The sequence below is a fragment of the Herbaspirillum sp. genome (assembly GCF_035644555.1).
GTDB lineage: Bacteria > Pseudomonadota > Gammaproteobacteria > Burkholderiales > Burkholderiaceae_D > Herbaspirillum.
In genome coordinates this window covers 34314-53508 of the sequence record NZ_DASQOH010000048.1, presented here as the reverse complement: position 1 = coordinate 53508, position 19195 = coordinate 34314, and the positions used below count along the sequence as shown (strand labels likewise).

Below are 19195 nucleotides of genomic sequence, written 5' to 3'. Positions count from 1 at the left end.
TTCTGGGCAGAACCCGCAGAGAGCGGTCCGTTTGGGCGGATTGCAGCGGTACGAAACTCGGGTTAGACGCCCTGGCTTGACCCAGTTTCGCGTCTTGCTCTCCATCCCAAACGGGACGCGCTCGCACTCGCTCCAATTGATGAAATGAGTTTTAATGACAGGTGGATGACATGGGAAACGGCCCCTCACCGCTGGAAAGCCTGGCAGCATTCGCCATTGCATTTGTCGCCGGCGCATTGTCGGTCGAAGGCATCTCGATCTATGCCAACGTCGTTCGGGAAAAGGTCAGTGCCAGCGCAGCCGATGCGACCACATCGGACTGAGCCTGCGCTCTTTATTCTGCATTTTCAGGCGAGATCAGACTGTCCGATATCTAGCCCCCCCTGCCCATCGTGACAGACAAGATCAGGGGACAGACGACGTACGATCTTCTTGGCCAGCAGCTCCAGGTTATACCCTCCGGTACCCGACATAGGAATAATGGGCTGCTCCGGCGACTCGAACATTCGGCTCAACAGCGTGACCTTCCGATCCAGCGCCACGAGCTGCTCGCGTCCGGGAACGAAGGGAAGCTAGACTTTGACGCAACACTCGCGCTCGAAATTAAAAATTTGCTGCTGATAAGTGTTGCGTTCGGAGCTGCTTCGACCGCAACAAAAAGGATGGCGCCAAGGCCGCAACACTATTAAAAGAAGAAATCGGGATTTCCAATAGAAATTACTCGCAACACTATACCGCAAGTACCAAGATTGCGAATGCATGGTGGTTTTAGAAGTGTTGCGTTGTTCTTATAAGCTATTGAGAATTTAATGCTCAAATGGTACTTTCTTGCGTTGCCGACTAACAGGTGACCTGCGAGGCCGCTTTCGTGGAATGCCCAGTTTGAGCGCACTCAACAGCCGTCGCACTCGGGACTCGCTCAAGGCCAGTCAAGCAGACATACGCCGATAGCCGAATCGAGGGACCTCTTGCGATGCCGCGATGGGCTGCTGCGTCAGGCTCCGATCCTTTTCAGGTTGTCGCAACTGATTTGCGGAGAAAATTCAGAGCGAACAGTTATAGCCCTTGTACGCTGATTATGCGCGCCAAATGAAGTCTGCATATCCGATCTGCCGGCCACCGCCAGCAAGACCCGCCATCAGGTCTTGCTGATCAAGGAGCCGCTTTCTATATTTCGATTAGACCGGCAGCCATGAAACCACCATCCACCGGCAGGATGTGACCGTTGATATATCCCGCCGCCTCCGAGGCCAGGAAACTCACGGCGGCGGCAATTTCTTCCGGTGTTCCGTAGCGGGCACCCGGAATGGCGCGCAGATAGTTGCTGCGTGTGGCCTCCGAGTGCGTGGCGCGGGTCAGCGGCGTATCGACCGGCCCCGGCGACACTCCGTTCGCGGTGATGCCCAACGGTGCCAATTCGATCGCCATCTGTCTGGTCAATCCGATCAGCGCGGCCTTGGATGTGCCATATGCGGTGCGTCCGGCACTGGCGCGCATGCCCGAGATGGAGGTGAGATTGACGATGCGTCCCCAGCCTCTTTTCTTCATCAGCCTGGCAGCATGCTGACTGCACAAGAGGGGGCCGGTGAGGTTGATTTTCATGACCAACTCCCAGTGATCAATCGGGTAGTCCAGGAACGCGTAGGTCTTGGCGATGCCGGCATTGTTGATCAGCACGTCGCAGCGACCGAAACGTTCGTCGATCTGTCTGAAGGCCGCGTCGATCGCCGGGCCGCTGCCAACGTCCATGTGCATCGCCCATGCCTTGCCGCCCTCCTCTCGTATCGATGCAGCGTGCTGCTCGGCCGCCTCCATATTGATGTCGGCCACCAGTACGGTGCAGCCGTCGCTGGCCAGCTTTCTGGCGATCGCTGCGCCGATGCCCAGTGCGGCGCCGGTTACCAATGCAATCCTTTGTTTCACTGCCGTCTCCTTTTTTAAATTAGTGAGCAAGAAATCAGAACTTTCCATCGGCTCAAGACAAGGGTGCCATCGCGCAGCTTTGACCGCCATCGACGGGCAGACACACCCCCGTGATGAACTTGGCCTGGTCCGATGCAAGGAAGACCGCGGCATTGGCGACATCCCACGGATCGCCCATCCGCCCTATGGGGACCATGCGATTGCGGGCGGCGACCATTTCCTCGACCGATGCATATTGGGATGCGATCTGCCGGTAGATTAGCGGCGTGTCGATCGCACCCGGTACGACACAGTTGGCACGGATGCCCTCGCGCGCATACTGCATGGCGATGGCCACGGTGGCCTGGTTGACGGCGGCCTTGCTGGCAGCGTAGGCAAAATAGGGATAGCCGGTCCAGCGCAGTGACGCCAGGGAGGAGATATTGATGATCACGCCGGTACGCCGCGCCCGCATGTGCGGCAGCACCGCCCTGACCGTGCGGTAGACCGCACCGAGGTTGAGATCCATCGCAAGCTGGAATTTCTCTTCGTCCAGTTCATCCGGGCCACCCATGTGGGTCACGCCGACATTGTTGTGCAGGATATCAATCTGCTGATACTGCTTCAGCGCCCGCTCCACTGCGCCCTTGACCGAATCCATATGGGTAGCGTCAGCCTGCACCGCAAGCGCAGTGCCGCCTTCGTCGCAGATGACCGCTGTCGTCGCTTCTGCGGCAGCGAGGTCGATGTCCACGCAGACGACCTTGGCCCCAGCCCGCGCATAGGCAACGGCAGCGGCCTTGCCGTTGCTCCATCCCTCACCCGCGAGACCAGCGCCTACGACCAGCGCGGTCTTTCCTGTCAGTTCAATCTGCATCGTGTCTCCTCCATGGATGGGAATCTTCAATAGTTCATAATATGGACTAATATTATTTTTAATGAGTCCATTTTTAATCTATCTTGTGCGTAAACTATGCACCACATTCGAAATATACGCTATATTTAAGGCCACGCAGAGCCCATAAGTCCAGTCCATATCGTGGGTTTATGAAGATCCAAAAATAGTCCATATTATGGGTGTCGAAATGGATAAATTAAGCAAGATTGAAGTCGGAGGCGCTCCCGAAGGCGCACAGGCGGTCGACCGTGCGATGGCCATCCTGCTGCTGGTGTCCAAGATGCATACGGCTGGGGCTTCACTGAGCCAGTTGGTCGTCCAGAGCGGCCTGAAGCAGCCGACCGTGCATCGTTTGCTGCTCGCGCTGGTGCGGGGCGGGCTGGTCGAACAGGAAGAAAGCACCAAAAAGTATTACCTGGGATATGAGAGCTACGTGCTCGGAATGCTGGCCGGCGATCGCTTCGGCATTCAGCAGCAAGCTCGCGGTAGCGTCGCCCGGCTGGCGCATGTGTCACAGGACACGGCCTTCCTGACGATCCGACGTGGGCATTTCTCGGTATGCATGCATCGCGAGGAAGGTGCCTATCCCATCCGCGCACACGTACTCTCTGTCGGTGACCGGCATCCACTGGGCATCGGCGCCGGCAGCATCGCCATTCTCGCGGCGCTGAACGATGACGAGGTAGAAGAGATCCTCACCGATAACGCTGAAATCTATAAGGCTCACTATCCGGCGGTGACCGCAGGAAAATTGCGGGAGCTGGTGGGGGAGACCCGGGAAAAAGGATTTTCTGCCCACCGAGGTTTGGTGCACCCCGGTTCCTGGGGCATCGGCGTGGCCGTGTACGATGAATTTGGCCAACCCAGCGCTGCGCTATCGATCGGCGCAGTCGATACCCGCTTGAGCGACGAGCAGCGACAACAGTCGCTGGCCGCACTAATGCAAGAAGAGGCAGAACGGCTGCATGCCCGCCTGATCGTCCCCATGCGCAACCGCGGAGCACCCGAAAAGCGCCGCCCCGTCCTGAAAGAGGCTAGCAAAAGAGCCTGATCCGGATTTTCGAAGGCCTCTCCGACTCAACCTGCGACCACGTTGCGGGGAAGGCCCGGTTTTACCCGCAAATAATAAAAATAATGAAGATGACCCAGGAGACCATCATGATGTCAGTACCTCGCACGTTGAAACAGCCAGGCACCCCCAGCCGCATACGAATCGACACGCTTGCCGGCGACGGGATGCAGCTCAGCTTTACCCTTGCTGCGGGCAAGACACTGCGCGACGCGTTGATCGAACCCTTGATGGCCGCCGGCATGCAGGGCGGCACCGTCCGTATCCATGACCTGACGCTGACCGCCCTGCACTTCGTCCGTCCCACGCTACCGAAAGATGACCAACACGTCGCCTTCTACAGTGAGCCGCACCATATCGCCCACCCCGTCACGCTGAAGGTGGCATGCGCGACCATCGGTCGCAAGGACGGTGCGCCCTTCGTACATTGCCATGCGATCTGGGAAGGCGACGATGGTCTTGAGCGCGGCGGTCACCTGTTCACGGATCAGGTCTTCGTGCAATCGCCCGCCAGGGCAGAGGCCTGGGGCTTGCCGGATGTGGTGATGCAGGCCGATTTTGACGAGGAAACCAATTTCACGCTGTTCCACCCGATCCGCACCAATACCGCCGGCACAGGCACGACGGCTGGCCAAGCCGGGCGATGCGTCATCGCAAAGATCTGCCCCAACGAAGATCTGGTGCTCGGCATCGAGGCAGCTTGCCGGGAACACGGCATATCGAATGCCATCGTTCGCGGAAGCGTCGGCAGTATCGTCGGCGCCGAGTTCGAGGATGGAAAGCAGGTGCAGGACATTGCCACCGAAATCCTGGTGGCCCACGGCGTGGTGTCCGGCGCATCGCCCGAGCAGGCCCGCTGCACATTGGATATCGCACTGATCGATCCCAGCGGCGCGATCCATCGCGGCCGCATCAAGCGCGCATCGAATCCGATATTGATCTGCTTCGAGCTGGTGCTGGAAGAGGTCAGCGCAAACGCTGCCCTTGAAAGCCTTGCTGGAGCGCAGTTGCAATGACGCGCTATACGATGTCGCACTGGGGCGTGTACGAAGTGGAGCATGACGCCGTCGGCCATCCCCGATTGCTGCCCTATTCCGCCGATCCCGACCCCTCCCCTATCGGCTTGCATCAGCTGTCTCCCGAGTTGATGCGCCTGCGCATACGCAAGCCTGCCATTCGCGAGAGCTGGCTGCGCCAGGGTCCGGGTGCGGCACCCGAGCGGCGGGGTAAGGAGCGCTTCGTGGAAGTCGACTGGGAAACCGCCATCGATCTGGTCGCCAAGGATATCGACCGGGTCCGCAAGCAATATGGCAATAGTGCCATCTTCGGCGGCTCCTACGGCTGGGCCAGTGCCGGCCGCTTCCATCACGCTCAAAGCCAGGTGCACCGCTTCCTCAATATGGCCGGTGGTTACGTGCGCCACCAGGACTCGTATAGCCTGGGAGCAGCGCACGTGATCATGCCGCACGTGGTCGACGGCATGAACGAGCTGATCAGCTATCACCACACCTGGGACGTATTGGCCGACCATACCCGGCTATTCGTCACCTTTGGCGGCGTGCCGGCCAAGAATGCCCAGTCCTCGCCTGGCGGCGTCGGGCGGCATCGTGTCAAGGATGGCCTGGCTGCAATGCGGGCGGCAGGAACCCGCTTCGTCAACATCGGGCCGGTCAGCGACAATCTGGAGACCGGTGGCGAAGTCGAATGGATCGCCGCCCGTCCGAATACGGACACGGCGCTGATGCTGGGTCTGGCCTGGGTGCTACGTACCGAGAACCGCCATGACAGCGCATTCCTGGCCACGCATTGCGTCGGATACGAGAAATTCGAGGCCTACCTGCTCGGCGCCACCGACGGCGAACCGAAGACGCCGCAATGGGCCAGTGTCATCACCGGCGTGCCGACCGACAGGATCATTGCCCTGGCGAGGGAGATGAGCCAGGTCCGTACCATGATCAACGTGCAATGGTCATTGCAACGCGCCAAGCATGGTGAGCAGCCGTTCTGGATGGCGGTAACCCTGTCGGCCATGCTGGGCCAGATCGGACTTCCCGGCGGCGGCTTCGGATGCGGCTATGGACCGGCCAATACCATCGGCACCCCGCATGAGAAGCTGGGCGGGCCCACGCTGGGGCAAGGCAGGAACCCGGTCAAGGATTTCATCCCGGTGGCACGGATTGCCGATATGCTGCTCCATCCGGGTGAGCCGTTTGCCTACAACGGCATGACCTACCATTATCCCGACATCAAGATGATCTACTGGGCGGGAGGCAACCCCTTCCACCATCACCAGGACATCAATCGTTTTCTCCAGGCCTGGCAAAGGCCACAGACCATCATTATGCAGGAGCAGTTCTGGACGGCATCGGCCAAGTACGCCGATATCGTGCTTCCGGTGACCACGTCGATGGAGCGTGACGATCTCGGTTATGCCTCCCAGGAAGCGGTGCTGGTCTGGATGTCCAAGATCATCGAACCGGTAGGCCAGGCGCTGAGCGATTATGAGATCTTCCGTCGGCTCGCAGCCCGGCTCGACGTGGAAGAGGCATTTACCGAAGGCCGTACCGAAGAACAATGGCTGGCCCACATGTACCAGGGCACGGTGGAGCGCTATGCAAAATACGGGATCCATCTTCCCGACTATGAGCGCTTCCGGGAGCAGGGCATCATTGACCTTGACCATCGCAAGAAGAGCGTCGTGATGCTGGATGCGTTCCGGCAAGACCCGATCTCGGCACCGGTGAACACACCGTCCGGGAAACTCGAGATCTTTTCGGAAATCATTGCCGCCTTCGGCCTCGACGACTGTGCGGGTCACGCACGCTGGCAGCCGCCCCATGAATGGCTGGGGGCACCGCTGGCCAGGAAGTTTCCCCTGCATCTGCTGTCCGACCAGCCCCGCAACAAGCTGCATAGTCAGCTCGACGGCAGCCCGCTGAGTGCGGGCGGCAAGATCCAGGGACGCGAGCCCGTGTATATCAACGCATCCGACGCCGCCTCGCGCGGTATTGATCACGGCGACATCGTGGAAGTCTTCAATGACCGAGGCCGCTGCCTGGCGGCCGCCGTCATCAGTCACCAGATCATGCCGGGGGTGGTGAGGATGTCGACTGGGGCCTGGTATGACCCAGAACCGCTCACCGGACGGGACAAGCACGGCAATCCCAATGTGCTGACCGCCGATGTCGGCGCATCGATGCTGTCCCAGGGCTGCGCCGCGCAATCCTGCCTGGTGGAGATATCAGGGCCTTTGCGCAATGCGCCGTCGGTGACGGCCTTCGAATTGCCGTCCTTCATTGCGCTTGCTGCCGTAGAGGCAGGCTAGCAGGCGATTTCACGGAGCCCTGCTCCGCCCATAGCAGCGCCTCGACCTGCGTTATCCGCAATGCTGGCGGAGGGGATGGTACTGCCCCCGACAAAGCCGCCACGGTGCAATCTTTCCGGATCACCCCGGATTGAAGCCATCGACATACAACTTAAAAAGGAGACCATCATGACAGGAATGACCCGCCGTTCAGCACTCAAGCTGTCGCTTGGCGCAGCGATCGCTTTTCCCTCCATCCTCACCACCACCCGTGTCTTCGGTGCCGACTTCACGCTGAAGTACGCCAATAACTGCCCGGAAACCCACCCGCTGACCATTCGCACCCGCGAGGCGGCTGCCGCGATCAAGGCTGAAACCAACGGCAAGATCGATCTGCAGGTATTCCCCAACAGCCAGCTGGGTGGCGATACCGATATGCTGGCGCAATTGCGGGCCGGCGGCATCGATTTCTTCACGTTGTCACCATTGATTCTGTCGACCCTGGTACCGAAGGCGGCAGTCAGCGGCATCGGCTTTGCCTGGTCCGGTTACGACCGGTTGTGGCCCGCAATGGACGGCAAGCTGGGCGAGTTCGTTCGCGCCGAAATCAGGAAATCGGGGCTCTACCCCTTCGAGAAGATCTTCGACAATGGCTTCCGCCAGATTTCTACCTCCGGCAAGCCGATCAAGACACCGGAAGATCTGGCTGGACTAAAGATCCGTGTCCCTCCCTCCTCGCTGTGGACCTCGATGTTCAAGGCCTTCGACGCTGCGCCGCTCAGCATCAATTTCTCCGAGGTCTATTCGTCGCTCCAGACCAGGATCGCTGATGCCCAGGAGAATCCGTTGGTGACCTTCGAGTCCGCCAAGCTCTATGAGGTGCAGAAATTCGTCTCCAAGACCAATCACATGTGGGACGGCTTCTGGTTCCTGGCCGGCGGCAAGACCTGGAACAAGCTGCCCGCCGACGTCCAGAAGATCATTGAAAAACACATGGCGGCGGCAGCGCAGAAGGAGCGCGAAGACGTGCAGCGTCTGAACGCTTCTCTGGAAAAGGACATCGCGGCAAAAGGCATCATTTTCAACAGCGTCGACCCGGCAGCCTTCCAGGCCAAGCTCAAGAGCAAAGGCTTCTACAAGGAATGGCAGGCGAAATTCGGCGCTGACCTGTGGAAGTTGCTGGAAACCAGCAGCGGCCTGCCGGAATAAGCCCCCCGGCGGCAGCACTAGCGCGCTGGGCGCCCTGTCTTCCCGGGGCCGCTCCGCCTACTCCGATTCGCACATGAACGATCTGTAACGCGGCAGAGGGTCCGGCTCGCGCCTGAAAAACAGGAGGTGCCGACCCGCGCCGCGGACAAGCGGGTCCGGCGTGCCACCCCGCACAGGCTTGGCCTGCGCCGACGAAATTTTCTGGAGTCACCATGATGCACTCGACAGACATGATTGCACCACCCATTCAAACCAATCTGGGCGCAAGGCTGAACAATGCGCTGGGCCTTCTCGTAGAGGTGCCGGCGGCAATACTCGTCGCCCTCGAAGTCATCATCCTGTTTTCCGGCGTTATCGCCCGTTACGTCCTTCACGCGCCCCTGATCTGGTCGGATGAACTGGCGTCGATGCTGTTCCTCTGGATTGCCATGCTGGGCTCTGCCATCGCCTTCAAGCGCGGTGAACACATGCGCATGACCGCATTTACCGGGAAGCTGGCTCCCCATCGACGCGCCTTCTTCGATGTCCTGGCCATTGCCGCCCCACTGGGCTTCCTGCTCATGTTCATCATGCCGGCCTACGAGTTCGCCACGGAAGAACTGATGGTCACCACGCCAGCGCTCGAAGTCTCCAACGCCTGGCGCGCCGCCGCCATTCCAGTGGGCTGCGGGCTGATGGGATGCTTCGCATTCCTGCGCCTGGCCAGCGTGGCAAGTCTCAGGCGCGTGCTCGTCGCCGGCGGCCTGGTGGCTCTGCTGATCGCCAGCATGTACCTGCTGCAGCCGTTATTGCCGCCATTGGGCAAGCTCAACCTGCTGATTTTCTTCGTGATCATCGTCGGTGCGATGGTATTCGCCGGTGTGCCGATCGGCTTCTGCTTCGCCCTGGCCACCTTCGGATATCTCACCCTGACCACCACCACGCCCTCCCTGATCGTGGTCGGCCGCATGGATGAGGGCATGGGCCATCTTATCCTGCTGTCCGTGCCACTGTTCGTCTTCCTCGGGCTGCTCATCGAAATGACAGGGATGGCGCGCGCCATGGTCGGCTTCCTGGCGACATTGCTCGGTCACGTACGCGGCGGCCTCAACTACGTACTCATCGGCGCGATGTACCTGGTGTCCGGCATCTCTGGCTCCAAGGCAGCGGACATGGCGGCCATCGCCCCGGTCCTGTTCCCCGAAATGAAAGCGCGTGGCGCCAAGCCGGGGGACCTGGTCGCCTTGCTGGCAGCCACCGGGGCCCAGACCGAAACTATCCCGCCCAGCCTGGTACTCATCACCATTGGCTCGGTGACCGGGGTATCGATTGCCGCCCTGTTCACTGGCGGGATGCTGCCCGGCCTGGTGCTGGGCCTGACCCTGGGCTCCCTGGTGTGGTGGCGCTACCGTGACGAAGACCTGTCCCACATCAAACGGGCACCACTGCGCGAGGTACTCAAGGCATTCGTCATCGCACTGCCTGCCATCGCCCTGCCGTTCATCATTCGCGCAGCGGTGATCGAAGGCGTCGCCACCGCCACCGAGGTCTCCACCATCGGCGTGGTGTATGCCCTCCTGGCCGGCATCCTGATCTATCGCCGCTTCGACTGGAAGCGGATCTACCCCATGCTGGTGGATACCGCTTCGCTCACCGGCGCCATCCTGTTCATCATCGGCGCCGCCACGGCCATGGCATGGGCGCTGACCCAATCGGGTTTTTCCACCGCGCTCGCTGGCGCCATGACCAGGCTCCCTGGGGGCGCCCCCATGTTCATGGCGGTCTCGATCGTGGCGTTTGTCATCCTGGGCAGCGTACTGGAAGGCATCCCTGCCATCGTGCTCTTCGGACCGCTGCTGTTCCCGATTGCCAAGGTCCTGGGCGTGCATGAGGTGCATTACGCCATGGTCGTCGTGTTGTCCATGGGACTGGGTCTGTTCGCCCCACCGTTCGGCGTCGGCTACTACTCTGCCTGCGCCATCAGTCGCATCAATCCTGATGAAGGCATGCAACCCATGGTCGGCTACATGCTGGCGCTGCTGGTCGGCGTCATCCTGGTCGCGGCAATCCCCTGGATTTCGATCGGTTTTCTTCCCCAATAACAACAACACCATCCGCTCCTCATGGAGCCGGCAATTCAAATCTACTTACTGAAGAAAGGCAAATATGGAAAGCTCAAACAAGGTGGCCCCTGGTTCTGGTGCTGCACTTTCTGCGCGGGCGTTCGAGGTCCGCAAGAATGCACTGACCATGGCACAGGTGCAGGGCCAGGGCTATGTGGCACAGGCCCTCGGCGTGGCCGACGTGCTCTCGGTCGCGTATCTGCATTCGATGAACGTGCGTCCGGAAGATCCGCAGTGGGAGGGGCGGGACCGCTTCCTGCTCTCCGTCGGGCACTACGCGATCGCGCACTACTCCATCCTGGCGGAAGCCGGATATTTTCCGAAGGAAGAACTGGTCACCTATGGCTGCGATGACAGCCGGCTGCCGATGTCGGGCATGGCGTCCTACACGCCGGGCGCCGAAATGTCCGGCGGCTCGATAGGCCTGGGTCTCCCGATGGCGGTGGGCATCGGCCTGGGTCTGAAACGCAAGCAGTCGTCCTCCTTCGTCTATACCCTGATGGGCGATGGCGAACTGGCCGAGGGTCCGACCTGGGAAGCCGCCATCGCGGCCTCGAACTACCAGCTCGACAACATCATCGCGATGGTCGATTTCAATGGCGTCCAGGCCGACGGCCCCTCCACGAAGATCGCCTCTACCGAACCGCTGGTGCAGAAATTCGAAGCCTTCGGTTTCTACGTGCAACGGGTCGACGGCAACGACATGGAGGCCCTGCTCAAGGCATTCGACAATGCGCGCAACCACAGCCACCCCAAGCCACGCATGATCATCTGCGACACCAAGATGAGCAAGGGTGTGGATTTTCTCGAAGCGCGCGAAAAAAATCACTTTATCCGGCTCGATCCTCCCGATTGGGATCGTGCATTTGAAGCCCTCGAGGCAAGGAGGACCGCAGCATGAGCACCGCCACCATGACAAAGAGCAACGCCCCGACCCCTTCCCTCACTGTGCCGGCCATCATGCCGTCCAACGTGGACGAAGGGCATCGCACGGTTCCCACGCCCTTCGGCAAAGCGCTGGTCCAGCTGGCCGAGCAGCGTCCGGAGATCGTTGGCATGAGCGCCGATCTGGCCAAATACACCGACATGCACATCTTTGCGCAGGCATTCCCGGATCGCTTCTACCAGATGGGCATGGCGGAGCAATTGATGGCCACGGCCGCCGGCGGACTGGCCAAGGAAGGGTTCATTCCGTTCGCCTCCACCTACGCCACCTTCGCTGCGCGCCGCTGCTACGACTTCATTTCGCAGGGCATCGCCGAGCAGGACGCGAACGTGAAGATCATCGGCGGCCTGCCCGGCCTGACGACGGGTTACGGCCCCAGCCATCAGGCTACGGAAGACCTGGCCATCTTCCGCGCCATGCCAAACCTGACCGTGATTGATCCCTGCGACGCGCACGAGATCGAGCAGCTGGTGCCGGCCATCGCCGACTTCAACGGACCGGTCTATACCCGCATCCTGCGCGGTGCCGTTCCCATGGTGCTGGATGAATACAACTACCGGTTCGAGCTTGGCAAGGCCAAGATGATCCGGGGCGGCAAGGATGTGCTGGTCATCTCGACCGGTTTCATGACCATGCGCGCGCTGGATGCAGCGAAGTTGCTGCAGAAGGACAGCATCGATGTCGCCGTCCTGCACGTGCCGACGATCAAGCCCCTGGACGAGGCGACCATCCTCGCCGAGGTCAACAAGTCCGGCCGCATGGTGGTGGTACTGGAGAACCACACCAAGGTCGGCGGTCTGGGGGAAGCGGTGGCCTACGCCCTCACATGTGCCGGCGTGTCGTCGAAGTTCCATCACATCGGCTTGCCGGACAAGTTCCTCGACGCCGGAACGCTATCGGTGCTGCAAGACCGCTACGGCATCTCGCGCAATGCGATCGTGTCCAGCCTGCGCAGCTGGCTGTAATGGACGCGGAAGTGACCCACATGGGTCACTTCCTGCTCGACGCCTTTTGCAGGCTCACTGCGGATTTTATCGGCGTACGCAGATAGCGGCTTGCACCAAACTGGTCGAGGGTCGTGATGCGATCCTTCAATGCCCTCTCCTTGGTCGTGGCGACAAGGCGCAAGTGTGGTGTCGGGCTGGAATCGGACACGACCGTCCCGAGCCAATTTGATCAGCCGGACACCGGCAGCAGCCTCAGCGCGCCGCGAGTTCTCGGCGAATGATCTCCGCACCGGCAGCAAGTGCGTTGAGCTTGCCTCGGGCGACGTCGCGCGCCAGGGGCGCCATGCCGCAGTTGGTGCAAGGATAGAGTTTGTCGGCATCGACGAACTGCAGCGCCTTGCGCAGGGTGTCGGCGACCTCCTCCGGGGTTTCGATGGTATTGCTGGCCACATCGATGGCGCCGACCATCACCTTCTTGCCACGGATGAGTTCGATCAGGTCCATGGGAACGTGTGAATTGTGGCACTCCAGCGAGACGATATCGATGCCGGACTGTTGCAGCTTCGGGAATGCTTCCTCGTATTGCCGCCACTCGGAACCCAGGGTCTTCTTCCAGTCGGTGTTGGCCTTGATCCCATAGCCGTAGCAGATATGGACGGCGGTTTCGCATTTCAGGCCTTCGATGGCACGTTCCAGCGTGGCCACGCCCCAGTCGTTGACTTCGTCGAAAAAGACATTGAAGGCCGGCTCATCGAACTGGATGATATCTACTCCGGCCGCTTCCAGCTCCCGGGCTTCCTGGTTGAGGATCTTGGCGAATTCCCAGGCCAGTTTTTCGCGGCTCTTGTAGTGGGCGTCATAGAGCGTGTCGATCATGGTCATGGGGCCGGGCAGCGCCCATTTGATGGTTTGCCCGGTCTGCTGGCGCAGGAACCTGGCGTCTTCCACGAAGACCGGTTTCTGGCGCGAGACGGCGCCGACCACGGTGGGCACGCTGGCATCGTAGCGGTCGCGGATGCGCACGGTCTCGCGCTTCTCGAAATCGACGCCATCCAGGTGTTCAATAAAGGTCGTCACGAAATGCTGGCGCGTCTGTTCGCCATCACTGACGATATCGATGCCGGCATGGACCTGTTCCTGCAGGGACAGGCGCAAGGCATCGCGCTTGCCGTCACGCAGTTCTTCGCCTTGCAGTTTCCAGGGCGACCAGAGCTTCTCGGGTTCGGCGAGCCAGGAAGGTTTCGGCAGGCTGCCGGCGGTGGAGGTGGGTAAGAGTTTTTTCACGTTGGATGACCTGTTCTGTTGTATGAATCCGTGCGGGTAATCAATGGGCGTAATGGGTGGACCACTGCGCCAGTACCGCCTGGTAAGGCTTGATGAAATGTTCCTCGGCAAACCTGCCCTGCTCCACCGCCAGCCGGCTGCGTTCTTCGCGGTCGTAGACGATGCGGGTCAGGGAATAATCCTGGTGCTTCAGGCTGGGCCGATAGGACGTGCCGGCAGCCGAATTGGCGTTGTAGATCTCGGGCCGGTAGATCTTCTGGAAGGTCTCCATGGTGCTGATGGTGCTGATCAGTTCCAGGTTGGTGTAGTCGCCCAGCAGATCGCCGGAGAAATAGAACGCCAGCGGCGCGGCGCTGTCGGGCGGCATGAAGTAGCGTACCTGCATGCCCATCTTGCCGAAGTATTCATCGGTCAGCGAATACTCGTCCTGCAGGTATTCCACGCCCAAAACCGGGTGCCGGTTCTCGGTGCGCCGGTAGGTCCGGCTGCTGGAGACGCTCAGGCAGATGACCGGTGGCTTGTCGAAATGCGCCCGGTACACGTCAGACTCGACGAAGGACTTGAACAGCCGTCCATGCAGGTCGCCAAAATCCTCGGGCGCGCTGAAGACAGGCTGGTTACGGTTGCGCTCCAGCAGGACCACGCTGAAATCGTAATCGCGTACATAGGAGGAGAAGTTGTTGCCCACGATGCCGGCAGTGCGTTCGCCAGTCTGCTGATCGATGACCGTCGTCTGTAATATCTCGATCAATGGAAGTGCCGGGCCGCTGCGTTCGCCGGCAATCTTCATCTCGACCGAGATGATCTCCAGCTCGACGTGATAGCGGTCGCCTGCCGGATTATCCCAATGCGCCAGGGCATTGAAGCGGTTGTCGATCATGCGGAAGGTGTTGCGCAGGTTCTCCTGGCGACTTTCACCCCGGGCAAGATTGGCGAAGTTGGTGGTGATGCGCGTGTTCTCGGAAGGACGATAGTCCTCGTCGAAGCGGATGCTCTTGATGGCAAACGTAAATTCTTTAGTCATGGTGATTCAGCCTCTGGCCGTCCTGGTGATGACGATGTTCGAAGCGAATCTTAAGCGCAGTCATCCATGAAAAAAAGTGAAATGATCTCATTGATCCATTAGATCGGCTCATATGCCAACACAAGGGCCGTCACCGCAGCAGACCCGCAGCATGATAGGCATGCGGTTTCCAAGGAAGCACATGCGGAATGCTTCGTTCAGGCCAGCACAGCGCTTTGGTCTAATAGCGCAACGTTGCTGAACCAACACTTCTTCACCCTCTCACCATGCGGCCGCGCAGCTTCAAGAGCCGGCGCGAACCGGCGCAGGGCGTACAGAAAGAAGCCCGGCCCGACCGCAACACCACACCGACAACAGGGGAAACCATGCTACACACCAGAACCCTGCGCTCCCTGCTGGGCGCAGCCACATTGCTCATCGCCGGCGCTGCTGCAACCGCTCCTGCGACGGCCGCCGCCCCCACACCGGGCGGAACTCTCACCACCATCATCCAGCCCGAGCCGGTGATCTTGACCTCGGCCCTGAACACAGCCGCACCGACCGGCTTCTTCAGTGCCAACGTCTTCGATGGCCTGGTCGAATACGACAACGATTTCAAGTTGAAACCGGCCCTGGCCGAGCGCTGGGAGTTCTCCAAGGACGGCAAGACCCTGAGCTTCTACCTGCGCCGTGGCGTCAAGTGGCACGACGGCAAGCCCTTCACCTCGGCCGACGTGAAATGGACCCTGGAAAACGTCTGGAAGAAGATCCATCCGCGCAACCAGATCCTCTACGGCAAGGTCACCTCCACCGATACGCCGGACGACTACACCGTGGTGATCCACTTCAGCGAGCCTTCGCTGGCCGTGCTCAGTTCGCTCAACAGCAACGGCGCCCAGGTCCTGCCCAAGCACTTGTATGAGGGGACCGACATCCTCAACAACCCCTACAACAACAAGCCCATCGGCACCGGCCCCTTCGTCTTCAAGGAATGGAGCCGTGGCAACTACATCACCCTGGAACGCAATCCGGAATACTGGGACAAGGGCAAGCCCTACCTGGACAAGATCGTCTTCAAGGTGGTGCCTGATGCCGGTGCCCGCGCTGCCGCGCTGGAAAAGGGTGAAGCCCAGTACGCCCCGTTCTCCCCGGTGCCGCTCAAGGATGCCGAGCGCCTGGCCAAGCTGCCCAGCCTGAAGCTGGAGACACGCGGCTATGAATGGCTCTCGCCCTGGCTGTTCGTGGATATCAACCTCGACCGCCCCTACTTCAAGGACCTGCGCGTGCGCCAGGCCCTGGCCTATGCGATCGACCGCAATGCCTTCAACAAGGTGGTGTGGTACGGCTTCGGCAAGCCGGCCGACAGCCCGGTGGTCTCCACCCTCAAGCAATTCCACACCAGCGACGTGCCGCAATACGGCTTCGACCCCAAGAAAGCCGAAGCCCTGCTGGATGAAGCCGGCCTCAAGCGCGGTGCCGACGGCACCCGCCTGAAGATCAACCTGGATTACCTGCCCTACGGCGACGACTTCAAGCGCAGCGGCGAATTCATCCGCAATTCCCTGAAGCGCGTGGGCATCGAGGTCAACGTGCGGGCGCAGGACACGCCGACCTACACCAAGCGTGTCTATGGCGACCGTGACTACGACCTGTCGGTGGTCTGGTTCGCCGGCTTTGCCGATCCGCTGGTGGGTGTCACCCGCGCCTACTGGAGCGATTCGGTCGGCAAGAACATCCCCTGGAGCAATGGTTCCGGCTACCGCAGCGCCGAGGCCGACAAGCTGATCTCGCAGGCCCAGGGTTCGGCCAGCCAGAGCGAACGCATCGCCCTGTTCAAGAAGCTGCAGCAGCAGGTGCAGACCGACCTGCCTTCGTTGCCGCTGCTGGAAATGCACTTCTTCACGGTGCAATCCTCCAACCTCAAGGATGCCGTGGCCGGCGTCGATCAGGTCTATGGATCGCTGAAGAACGCGTGGTTCGACAGCGGCGCCAAGGTGGCAGCCAATCCCGCCGCGCCGCAACGTTAAGGACCGCGAATGAGTCTGAGCCTGGAGACCACGGCCTCCTCCGAGCCTCCCCATCCCTCCCGGCACACCAAGCCGCCCCTGTCACGCCGGGGCAGGCTATGGCAGGCCACCGTGCGCCGCCTGCTGCAATTGCTGGCGGTGGTGCTGGGTGTGGCGGTGATCAATTTCTTCCTGCTGCGACTGGCGCCGGGTGATGCCGCCCAGGTGCTGGCCGGGGAAGCCGGCGCGGCCACCCCCGAATACCTGGCGACACTGCGCGCCCAGTTCGGGCTGGACCAGCCATTGCTGGTGCAGTTCGGCAAATACCTGCTGCATCTGCTGCAGTTCGACCTCGGTTACTCCTTCCGTCACGGCATGCCGGTGGCGCAATTGATTGGCGAGCGCGTACCGGCCACCTTGCTGCTGATGGGCGCCAGCATCCTGCTGGCGGCAGTGGGCGGCGTGGTGCTCGGTAGCCTGGCGGCCTACCGCGCCGGCAAGCTGGTCGACCTGCTGGTGTCCTTGCTGGCGCTGGTGTTCTTCGCCACGCCGCTGTTCTGGATCGGCCTCATGCTGGTGGTGGTCTTCTCGGTCTGGCTGGACTGGCTGCCGGTGGGCGGCATGATCACGGTCGAAGCCGGCTATACCGGTTTGGCCCACGTCCTGGACGTGGCACGCCACCTGGTGTTGCCGGCCCTGACGCTGGGCCTGTTCTACATGGCGGTCTATACGCGTCTCATGCGCGCCACCATGATCGAGGTGCGACGCCAGGATTTCGTGCGCACCGCCGTGGCCAAGGGGGCGCCCGCGCATCGGGTGCTGGTGGTGCATGTGCTACGCAATGCGCTACTGCCGCTGGTGACCATGCTGGGCGTGCAGGCCAGCGCCATCGTCGGCGGCGCGGTGCTGGTGGAGACCGTGTTCTCCTGGCCCGGCCTGGGCCGGCTGGCCTTCGAAGCGCTGTTCCAGCGCGACTTCAACCTGTTGCTGGGCATCCTGCTATGCAGTTCTACCGTGGTGGTGGTGGTCAACTGGATCGTCGATGCCCTCTATGTGCGGCTGGATCCACGCATCCGCCTGCAATGAAAAGACCGACATGAGCATCCTCACCCTCCCCCATCCTTATCCCTCGGCCGCGCGCGGCGTTCTTGCGCGCCTGCGGCGCTCGCCCTCGGCGCTGGCCGGCAGCCTGCTGTTGCTGCTGGTGCTGTTCATGGCGGCCTCGGCTGGCTGGCTGTTCCCCGGCGATCCGCTGGACATGGTGGCCGAACCCTTCCTGCGGCCCGGCGTGGACCTCGCCTATCCGCTGGGCAGCGACATGCTGGGGCGTGACCTGCTGGCCGGTATCTTCCATGGCGCGCGGGTGTCGCTGCTGATCGCCGCCGTCTCCACCGCCATCGCGTTGCTGCTGGGTGTGAGCGGTGGCCTGCTGGCCGGCTACTACGGCGGCTGGCTGGACGCGGCATTGATGCGGGTGACCGAGTTCTTCCAGACCATTCCTTCTTTCCTGTTCTCACTGGCCATCGTGGCGGTGATCCAGCCTACCGTGTGGACCATCGCCCTGGCCATCGGCGTGACCGCCTGGCCCAGCCTGGCGCGGCTGGTACGGGCCGAGGCCCTGAAACTGCGGCACGGCGAGATGGTACGCGCCAGCATCGCGCTGGGTGCCAGCGATGCCCGCATCCTGTTGCGCGACATCCTGCCCAATGCCGCCACCCCGATCCTGGTATCGGCCTCGCTGATGGTGGCCAGCGCCATCCTCACCGAATCCAGCCTGGCCTTCCTCGGCCTGGGCGACCCCAATGCCGCCAGCTGGGGCAACATGGTCGGCGCCGGCCGCGAAGTGCTGCGCACCGACTGGTACATCACCACCATCCCGGGCCTGGCCATCGTCTTCACGGTGCTGGCCCTCAATCTCTTGGGCGACGGACTGGCCGATGTGCTCGATCCGCGCGAACGCAAATAGGAGTTTTCCATGGCACGTGTCTCTACCCTGCTCTCCCATCAACTGCCGGCCGGCGAAGCCCGCCGCATCTTCGAAAAAGTCGAGAGCGAATACGGCGCCTTCGGCAACATGCTGGGCGTGATGGCGCACAAGCCGGCCTCCATCGAACATCTCTACGGCTTGCTGCTGGGTTTCGCCGCCGAGGGCAATCTCTCGCGCCTGCACCTGGAAATCGTGCTGGTGACCGCGTCGCGGGCCAACGAATGTACCTACTGCGTCTCGCACCATGCCCCCAAGCTGCAGGCCGAACAGGTCAGCGCCGAGACAGTGGAGCGCATCCTGGAGCCGAACGTCCCCGGCCTGGGCCCGGTGGAACTGCTGGTGCGCGACTATGCCCTGGCCGTCACCCGGCAGCGCGTCGGTGATTCGCTGGTGGCGCGCCTGCGCGAGCATTTCGATGAATCCCAGATCGTCGAACTGACGCTGCGTGCCGCGCTGTGCGCCTTCTTTGCGCGCTTCAACGAAGCGCTGGACGTGCAACTGGAACCGCAATACCAGAGCGCCGTACTGGCTGCCTGAA

The 19195-nt window shown here is 61.3% G+C and carries 16 protein-coding genes and 1 pseudogene; 12 read left to right on the top strand and 5 right to left on the bottom strand.

Annotation, left to right across the window (positions count from 1 at the left end; genetic code table 11):
• Nucleotides 1–170 precede the first annotated feature (170 nt).
• Complete coding sequence (locus tag VE092_RS12645; RefSeq protein ID WP_324877247.1) at nucleotides 171–323, top strand: hypothetical protein; 153 nt, start codon at nucleotides 171–173, stop codon at nucleotides 321–323.
• Between the two features lie 528 nt (nucleotides 324–851).
• Here the strand turns inward: VE092_RS12645 and VE092_RS12640 are convergent.
• The 3 genes and pseudogenes from VE092_RS12640 to VE092_RS12630 all read right to left on the bottom strand — a co-directional run.
• A pseudogene (locus VE092_RS12640) lies at nucleotides 852–1025 on the bottom strand (IS3 family transposase); the annotation flags it as partial.
• Between the two features lie 142 nt (nucleotides 1026–1167).
• Nucleotides 1168–1971, bottom strand: a complete 804-nt coding sequence (locus tag VE092_RS12635; RefSeq protein WP_324877245.1) for an SDR family oxidoreductase — start codon at nucleotides 1969–1971, stop codon at nucleotides 1168–1170.
• A gap of 4 nt (nucleotides 1972–1975) precedes the next feature.
• Nucleotides 1976–2779: an SDR family NAD(P)-dependent oxidoreductase gene (locus tag VE092_RS12630; RefSeq protein WP_324877243.1), complete on the bottom strand. Its 804-nt coding sequence runs from the start codon at nucleotides 2777–2779 to the stop codon at nucleotides 1976–1978.
• A 208-nt stretch (nucleotides 2780–2987) separates the two neighbouring features.
• Here VE092_RS12630 and VE092_RS12625 point away from each other — a divergent pair, with 208 nt between their 5' ends.
• The 7 genes from VE092_RS12625 (at nucleotide 2988) to VE092_RS12595 (ending at nucleotide 12395) form a co-directional block, all read left to right on the top strand.
• On the top strand, nucleotides 2988–3851 hold the full coding sequence (locus tag VE092_RS12625; protein WP_324877241.1) for an IclR family transcriptional regulator: 864 nt from the start codon (nucleotides 2988–2990) through the stop codon (nucleotides 3849–3851).
• Nucleotides 3852–3934: 83 nt separating this feature from the next.
• On the top strand, nucleotides 3935–4885 hold the full coding sequence (locus tag VE092_RS12620; RefSeq protein ID WP_324877239.1) for a PCC domain-containing protein: 951 nt from the start codon (nucleotides 3935–3937) through the stop codon (nucleotides 4883–4885).
• On the top strand, nucleotides 4882–7194 hold the full coding sequence (locus tag VE092_RS12615; RefSeq protein WP_324877237.1) for a molybdopterin-dependent oxidoreductase: 2313 nt from the start codon (nucleotides 4882–4884) through the stop codon (nucleotides 7192–7194). The genes VE092_RS12620 and VE092_RS12615 overlap by 4 nt, the downstream gene beginning before the upstream one ends.
• A gap of 168 nt (nucleotides 7195–7362) precedes the next feature.
• Nucleotides 7363–8382: a TRAP transporter substrate-binding protein gene (locus tag VE092_RS12610; protein ID WP_414653486.1), complete on the top strand. Its 1020-nt coding sequence runs from the start codon at nucleotides 7363–7365 to the stop codon at nucleotides 8380–8382.
• Between the two features lie 215 nt (nucleotides 8383–8597).
• Complete coding sequence (locus VE092_RS12605; protein ID WP_414653485.1) at nucleotides 8598–10463, top strand: TRAP transporter large permease subunit; 1866 nt, start codon at nucleotides 8598–8600, stop codon at nucleotides 10461–10463.
• A 64-nt stretch (nucleotides 10464–10527) separates the two neighbouring features.
• The gene (locus VE092_RS12600; RefSeq protein WP_414653481.1) at nucleotides 10528–11385 is read left to right on the top strand and encodes a transketolase; all 858 of its coding nucleotides are present in this window, start codon (nucleotides 10528–10530) and stop codon (nucleotides 11383–11385) included.
• A complete protein-coding gene (locus VE092_RS12595) occupies nucleotides 11382–12395 on the top strand; it encodes a transketolase family protein (RefSeq protein WP_414653480.1) in 1014 nt (337 codons plus the stop codon). Before VE092_RS12600 ends, VE092_RS12595 begins: the two co-directional genes overlap by 4 nt.
• 234 nt (nucleotides 12396–12629) lie before the next feature.
• Here VE092_RS12595 and VE092_RS12590 read toward each other — a convergent pair whose 3' ends face one another.
• Nucleotides 12630–13661 (bottom strand): methionine synthase, encoded by a 1032-nt coding sequence (locus tag VE092_RS12590; protein WP_324877229.1) that lies wholly within the window; start codon nucleotides 13659–13661, stop codon nucleotides 12630–12632.
• A gap of 40 nt (nucleotides 13662–13701) precedes the next feature.
• Nucleotides 13702–14685: a DUF1852 domain-containing protein gene (locus VE092_RS12585; RefSeq protein WP_324877227.1), complete on the bottom strand. Its 984-nt coding sequence runs from the start codon at nucleotides 14683–14685 to the stop codon at nucleotides 13702–13704.
• A 365-nt stretch (nucleotides 14686–15050) separates the two neighbouring features.
• Here VE092_RS12585 and VE092_RS12580 point away from each other — a divergent pair, with 365 nt between their 5' ends.
• The 4 genes from VE092_RS12580 to VE092_RS12565 are packed head-to-tail and all read left to right on the top strand — an operon-like array spanning nucleotide 15051 to nucleotide 19194.
• Nucleotides 15051–16691, top strand: a complete 1641-nt coding sequence (locus VE092_RS12580; RefSeq protein WP_324877225.1) for an ABC transporter substrate-binding protein — start codon at nucleotides 15051–15053, stop codon at nucleotides 16689–16691.
• Between the two features lie 9 nt (nucleotides 16692–16700).
• Entirely contained in the window at nucleotides 16701–17756 is a 1056-nt protein-coding gene (locus VE092_RS12575; protein WP_324877223.1) for an ABC transporter permease, read from the top strand.
• A 10-nt stretch (nucleotides 17757–17766) separates the two neighbouring features.
• Nucleotides 17767–18636, top strand: coding sequence for an ABC transporter permease (locus VE092_RS12570; protein WP_324877220.1), 870 nt, complete (start codon nucleotides 17767–17769; stop codon nucleotides 18634–18636).
• Nucleotides 18637–18645: 9 nt separating this feature from the next.
• Nucleotides 18646–19194, top strand: coding sequence for a carboxymuconolactone decarboxylase family protein (locus tag VE092_RS12565; protein WP_324877218.1), 549 nt, complete (start codon nucleotides 18646–18648; stop codon nucleotides 19192–19194).
• Nucleotide 19195 lies beyond the last annotated feature (1 nt).

What these genes read in the sequence shown, in the direction of transcription:
- VE092_RS12645 (WP_324877247.1), top strand. Translation starts at nt 171, where the DNA reads ATGGGAAACGGCCCCTCACCGCTGGAAAGCCTGGCAGCATTCGCCATT.
- VE092_RS12635 (WP_324877245.1), bottom strand. Translation starts at nt 1,971, where the DNA reads ATGGAAAGTTCTGATTTCTTGCTCACTAATTTAAAAAAGGAGACGGCA.
- VE092_RS12630 (WP_324877243.1), bottom strand. Translation starts at nt 2,779, where the DNA reads ATGCAGATTGAACTGACAGGAAAGACCGCGCTGGTCGTAGGCGCTGGT.
- VE092_RS12625 (WP_324877241.1), top strand. Translation starts at nt 2,988, where the DNA reads ATGGATAAATTAAGCAAGATTGAAGTCGGAGGCGCTCCCGAAGGCGCA.
- VE092_RS12620 (WP_324877239.1), top strand. Translation starts at nt 3,935, where the DNA reads ATGAAGATGACCCAGGAGACCATCATGATGTCAGTACCTCGCACGTTG.
- VE092_RS12615 (WP_324877237.1), top strand. Translation starts at nt 4,882, where the DNA reads ATGACGCGCTATACGATGTCGCACTGGGGCGTGTACGAAGTGGAGCAT.
- VE092_RS12610 (WP_414653486.1), top strand. Translation starts at nt 7,363, where the DNA reads ATGACAGGAATGACCCGCCGTTCAGCACTCAAGCTGTCGCTTGGCGCA.
- VE092_RS12605 (WP_414653485.1), top strand. Translation starts at nt 8,598, where the DNA reads ATGCACTCGACAGACATGATTGCACCACCCATTCAAACCAATCTGGGC.
- VE092_RS12600 (WP_414653481.1), top strand. Translation starts at nt 10,528, where the DNA reads ATGGAAAGCTCAAACAAGGTGGCCCCTGGTTCTGGTGCTGCACTTTCT.
- VE092_RS12595 (WP_414653480.1), top strand. Translation starts at nt 11,382, where the DNA reads ATGAGCACCGCCACCATGACAAAGAGCAACGCCCCGACCCCTTCCCTC.
- VE092_RS12585 (WP_324877227.1), bottom strand. Translation starts at nt 14,685, where the DNA reads ATGACTAAAGAATTTACGTTTGCCATCAAGAGCATCCGCTTCGACGAG.
- VE092_RS12580 (WP_324877225.1), top strand. Translation starts at nt 15,051, where the DNA reads ATGCTACACACCAGAACCCTGCGCTCCCTGCTGGGCGCAGCCACATTG.
- VE092_RS12575 (WP_324877223.1), top strand. Translation starts at nt 16,701, where the DNA reads ATGAGTCTGAGCCTGGAGACCACGGCCTCCTCCGAGCCTCCCCATCCC.
- VE092_RS12570 (WP_324877220.1), top strand. Translation starts at nt 17,767, where the DNA reads ATGAGCATCCTCACCCTCCCCCATCCTTATCCCTCGGCCGCGCGCGGC.
- VE092_RS12565 (WP_324877218.1), top strand. Translation starts at nt 18,646, where the DNA reads ATGGCACGTGTCTCTACCCTGCTCTCCCATCAACTGCCGGCCGGCGAA.